General features: G+C 45.9%; 4 protein-coding genes. All 4 read right to left on the reverse strand.

Features of this window, described 5'->3' with window-relative positions:
• On the reverse strand, nucleotides 1-168 hold a 168-nt coding region (locus CAG68_RS12255), incomplete at its 3' end, for a response regulator (protein ID WP_161441203.1).
• Nucleotides 169-306: 138 nt separating this feature from the next.
• Entirely contained in the window at nucleotides 307-1,701 is a 1,395-nt protein-coding gene (gene uhpT / locus CAG68_RS12260) for a hexose-6-phosphate:phosphate antiporter (protein ID WP_021707729.1), read from the reverse strand.
• A 406-nt stretch (nucleotides 1,702-2,107) separates the two neighbouring features.
• Nucleotides 2,108-2,938, reverse strand: a complete 831-nt coding sequence (fdhD, locus tag CAG68_RS12265; RefSeq protein WP_005460891.1) for a formate dehydrogenase accessory sulfurtransferase FdhD — start codon at nucleotides 2,936-2,938, stop codon at nucleotides 2,108-2,110.
• Nucleotides 2,939-2,991: 53 nt separating this feature from the next.
• Nucleotides 2,992-3,876, reverse strand: coding sequence for a LysR family transcriptional regulator (locus tag CAG68_RS12270; protein WP_054730252.1), 885 nt, complete (start codon nucleotides 3,874-3,876; stop codon nucleotides 2,992-2,994).
• Nucleotides 3,877-4,263 lie beyond the last annotated feature (387 nt).

Consider the following 4,263-nt stretch of genomic DNA (forward strand, 5'->3'; position numbering starts at 1 on the left):
GGATATATCTAGGATGACGACATGAGGGTGTACCGCAGGCAAGCCTTTTCGCGCTTCGGCGACAGAGCCGAATTCACCAACAACGGTAATATCACTTTCTAAATTTAATAATTGTGCGAAACCTGAACGCACGATGACGTGATCATCAACTAGAGCAACATGAATCATTATTACAACCAAATAGAGCAGACGACTAACAACAATAAGCTCCAACAGGAGCCAATAGAAAAACCTTTAATGATACTGAATTGATCAACTCATTTTAATGATCTTGCGCGCTTTACCGAAGTAAAGCGCGCAGAGAAGTTAGGCTTGGTTTTGTGCAAGTTGAAGCTTCTTCGCGTGTCGAATCTTCTTCTCTTCCGCGATAGCAACGAAAGCAAGCAAAACAATACAAATCATGGCGGAGGTATCTAGGGCTGCGAAGGTACCTTTCCAGCCTGTTAGACCGAAGATTGGTGTACCGTCTGCAATCATACCGAGACCAAGTTTCGCGAAGCTGTCACCGATTAGGTAAGCGAATGTACCTTTTACGCCGTCAGCCACACTGATTGCTTTTTTAGGGACAAAACCAACCGCGGCAACACCGATAAGAAGTTGCGGACCAAACACCAAGAAGCCCAATACAAATAGAGAGGCTAAGTACATGAACTCGCTAGTGGCGTGTTGGTAGAACTCAAGCGATACGATGATCAAACCAAGAGACACACAAGCAACCAATGCGCGGCGACCGTTTGCTAGGTCAGACAGGTAACCCCACATCAAAGTACCCACAAGCGCACCGACTTCGAACAGAGTAAAGCCAGAGATTGCCGTTTCTTTTGACAGACCAAGCTCTTGGTACGCGTATACCGTTGACCATTGGTCGATGCCGATACGAACGATGTAAAGGAAGATGTTGGCAAAGCAAAGTAGCCAGATAACTTTGTTTTTAAGAACGTATTCAACAAAGATTTCTTTTTTGGTCATCTGGTTTTCTTCTGCGGCGGTGTCTTCTTCACTCACTGCTTCATCGAAAAGTTCTTCTACTTTACCTAGACCGTAAGCTTCTGGAGAGTCGCTACCAAAGCGCATACCGATAAAGCCAACGATGATCGCGATGATAGAAGGGAACACGAACATGCCGATTACGTGGCCGTCGAATAGGTAGTTAGCACCGAAAAGAGCAACACCCGCTGCGCCCGCACCACCAACGTTGTGTGACATGTTCCACAAGCCTAGGTAAGAGCCGCGTTTGTTACGAGGTGTCCATTTTGTAATGGTTGAGTAACTAGAAGGGCCACCAGTACTTTGGAAGAAACCACTTAGAGCGTAGAAAGCCACCATCAAGAACAGGCTTGCACTACCGCCGCCCATGCTGAAGCTGAAACCAAGCATTGCAAGACCAGAAAGGATCAGCATAAAAGGGAGGAATTGCTTGGTGTTCTTACCGTCAGCGTAGTAAGACACAACGGTTTTACCGATGCCGTATGTGATGGAGAAGCCAAGGCCAATAAGACCTAGGTCTGTCATGCTCAAACCGTAAGTTGAGATCATGTCGTTTTGCGCGACATTGAAGTTCTTACGAATCAAGTACATGGTTAGGTAGCCGATAAATACGACCAAGTAAGATTGGATGAACGGTTTAAACCACATCTTTCTTCTAACTTCGACAGGAAGATCGAGGGTCGGCTTCCGCACCTGTTCGAGGAATTTTAACATGATGAACTCTCTTGTAATTGTTTTAGAAACACAACGGAGACCGTTATGCGCTCTTGTTACCTTTGACTGAGCGGAATTCTAGAGAGTGGTTTTGTAAGGCACATGAGATGGTTGCCTAGATCGGCTAGGAAAAATTCCTAGAAATGCCTAGGAAGGCGGAAAAGCGTGAAAAGAGTCACACAAAATCCTTACTAATTTATGGGTTTTTGACAGGGTTCTTATCGGGTTGGAAAGCGTTCAAATGCAAGCAGGTTAATATACGCAAGCTTAGTGCTGACAAGGGGTGAGCACGTTTGGTTGGAGAGAATAGTGTCTTGTCGCTAAGTATCAATTGGGAACGAGAAGCAAACAACAGAGACCCAGAGGTCTCCGTTAGAAATATTACGAATTCGATTAGGTTGACGTGTTAAGGCGCGGGGCTGTATAGACGCGGCGAGCCGTGTTTTGGCAAGTGAATTAGGTTCAAATGGTTTCTTCTTGCCCATTCGACAGTTAACGCTGTAGGCGCAGATAAGCAAACCAGAGTGGGGATACGCGCGCGAACGGCTTTGTGGATCAACTCCAAGCTGCAACGGCTTGTCATGATAGCGAAGCCACTTTGAGGTTCGATGTGATTGTTGGCCAATGCGCCAATCAACTTATCTAGCGCGTTGTGACGGCCGATGTCCTCTCGGCACAACTTGATGTTGCCTTGTAAATCTGAAAATAAAGCGGCGTGTAGCGCGCCAGATTCACGTGCGGCTTCTTGATGCAGTGCGACTTTGTCTCGCAGCCCTTCGAATACATCGGAGCGCGGAGGAAGAGACGGTGTTAGCGGTGCTAAATCAGGCAAAGCTTGTTCCAGAGCCTCGACGCCACAAATGCCGCATCCGGTTGTGCCTGCAAGATTCCGACGTTGTGTTTTTAGCGCCCAGAAAGCGCGGTTGCTGATTTCTACTTCCGCATAATGAGATTCGTGATCGCCACCAATTTCAATGTCTTTGATCTCTTTGAAGTCGTGGACGATGCCTGTGCTTAGGCTAAACCCTTTCACAAAGTCTTCCAGATGGCCTGGCGTCACCATCATGACCGCTTGGCTAATGCCGTTATAGCTGATAGCTAAAGCTGACTCACTCGCCAGCGACATTTGTTGCACTGGGCGGCCATCAATCAATTCTCGGTAATTGAACGCACTTGGTTGAGGTGGTGCTTGATTGAAATCGGACAGTTCAAAATAAGATTGAGTAGTACATCTCATGAAATCACCTCATAAGCCGTTATGTATGCCAAAAATTGACGTGTGGGTTGTTGTTATCGATTGAATATGTTCTTCGCTTCTGCGAAGCACTGATCGGTTAGCGCGGAGAAGGGTTCTTGTTTTCGCTTTAACAAACCTAGCGGGGCGTGAACGGCGGCTTCTTCGATAGGGATAATGCGAAGCGTATCGTTCAACTCTTCTAATCCACAGTTCAGCGGCATAATGGCGCAACAAAGGCCACTGGTTACTGCTTGGATCAAGTGAAAGGTGGAGTTACTTTCAATGACGGTTTGCGGAACCAGCCCTTTACTCACAAAGCTAAGATCAATTGAGTGGCGATAGTGCATACCCTTCGAAAGCAGCCCTAGCGGAATGTTATTGAGTGACTCCCACAACACTTCAGATTCGGCAAAATCGAAATGACGCTCATCGAATAAAACGCCAAGTTTGGTCGAGTATAGCTCGATAACATCGAAGTAAGCGGTGTTGACTTGATCGACATAACACATCCCCAAATCAAGTTGATTGCGATTGAGTTGGTCTATGATCTGTTCGGTCGTCATGGAGAGTATTTGAAAGCGTAACTCAGGGAACTGTTGAGCTAATGGTTTGAGCAATTCCATCGGGTTTTGGCTGGCGAGTGGCACCATTCCAAGCCGAAGTGAACCGACCAACTGACCACGGCAGTTAGCAGCCTCGGCTTGCAGTCCATCATGAGCGGCTAAGACGGTTTTCGCCCAAGCTAAAATGCGTTCTCCTGCTTCAGTAAACCCTTCAAATCTTTGACTTCTTTGGATTAATTCGAGATCGAGTTCTTCCTCTAAGCTTCGGATTCTCATGGACAAGGTAGGCTGCGTAATGTGGCACAATGCGGCGGCTTGACCAAAGTGTTTGGTCTGTTCAAGTGCGATGAGATATTTAAGTTGTTTGATATCCATAATGGCTTGTTAACCTTGCGTTGTGAGTCACATGTACGGGGGGAACTCCCTAAAAAGGGCACAGCACTACCGTACTTTTTAAGCGCTGGAGCGTTTTAACTGGGGAATGGAAAACCAAAACCAAGTCAAGAATAAAACCTCACTCAAAATTGATCTGAATCAAGGCTATTCCTGATATTAATTAGGGTCAAATTTAAAGTATCTATAGTGTGATAGATATTATCTATTATCAAGAGTGGCGATTTTATTGAGTTCGTTAAGCGAACTAGGTGGAATCGGATGGGAAAACGATTAACCTCATAAATTGTATTGATTAAAAATGTGATGACCGTCAGTGGAAAAATTCGTCATAGATTTTGTTTATCACTCGGTCAGGATTATCAATTG

Source organism: Vibrio sp. V42_P2S4T144 (assembly GCF_009904715.1).
In the GTDB taxonomy this organism is placed as follows: Bacteria; Pseudomonadota; Gammaproteobacteria; order Enterobacterales; family Vibrionaceae; genus Vibrio; species Vibrio alginolyticus.

What these genes read in the sequence shown, in the direction of transcription:
- uhpT (WP_021707729.1), bottom strand. Translation starts at nt 1,701, where the DNA reads ATGTTAAAATTCCTCGAACAGGTGCGGAAGCCGACCCTCGATCTTCCT.
- fdhD (WP_005460891.1), bottom strand. Translation starts at nt 2,938, where the DNA reads ATGAGATGTACTACTCAATCTTATTTTGAACTGTCCGATTTCAATCAA.
- CAG68_RS12270 (WP_054730252.1), bottom strand. Translation starts at nt 3,876, where the DNA reads ATGGATATCAAACAACTTAAATATCTCATCGCACTTGAACAGACCAAA.